Raw genomic sequence first — 601 nt, 5'->3', positions numbered from 1 at the left:
GCAGGGCTAACTATTCCGATTCATCCCATCGACACCGCTTCGCGTCGATCAATGGGTTTTCTCGGAAAATTTCGATAGAACAGCGCTCAGGCATTAAGTTTCAGGTAGAGACTAGGCTAGCTGAAGGTGGAAGTTTACATAGCACTATTAGCAACAAGTGCGAGGCGAAAGTAATAAGTTAAGCTAGTACCTAATCTCTAATAACTAAAAGCATTAGCAAAAGCCCTATTTGATCACAGCTATTTAAGCGGCGATTAAATAGGACTCTTGTCCTGAATGCTTGTTGCTGCGCTTAAAAGAGCCTTTACCTTTTTTAGCTTTAACCACTTGTGGTTTAAACACTTTAGAGGTAACCAGTGCAGCCAACGCATTGTGCCTTATAACACCGCGGCCAGTATCTACGGCGCTGTTAGTGGCCGTTTTTGTTTTCGATTTTTTAGTCATCATTTTTCCTATAAACCAACTAATTATAAAATAGATTGTATGTTACTTAACCTGAACTCTGGTTAAGAGATTTACTAACGTACTAAATCATAGTTATATTTAAATTTATTTTCTCTAGCCAGAGATTTTCAGTGAAAACAAGGCGAATTTACGCGTC

Annotated in this window: 1 protein-coding gene; it reads right to left on the bottom strand. The window is 38.9% G+C overall.

All coding sequences use genetic code 11. The annotated features are described in order from the left end of the window. Window positions 1-243: 243 nt before the first annotated feature. The gene (gene arfA / locus AAEZ18_RS18350) at window positions 244-444 is read right to left on the bottom strand and encodes a ribosome alternative rescue factor ArfA (protein ID WP_058374703.1); all 201 of its coding nucleotides are present in this window, start codon (window positions 442-444) and stop codon (window positions 244-246) included. Window positions 445-601 lie beyond the last annotated feature (157 nt).

It is taken from the genome of Pseudoalteromonas sp. 19-MNA-CIBAN-0066 (assembly GCF_040308705.1).
Taxonomy (GTDB): Bacteria; Pseudomonadota; Gammaproteobacteria; order Enterobacterales; family Alteromonadaceae; genus Pseudoalteromonas; species Pseudoalteromonas nigrifaciens.
The sequence above is the reverse complement of the archived record's forward strand: the minus strand, read 5'-3'. Positions and strand labels throughout refer to the sequence as shown.

Coding starts and splice junctions, on each gene's coding strand:
- arfA (WP_058374703.1), bottom strand. CDS start 444: ATGACTAAAAAATCGAAAACAAAAACGGCCACTAACAGCGCCGTAGAT.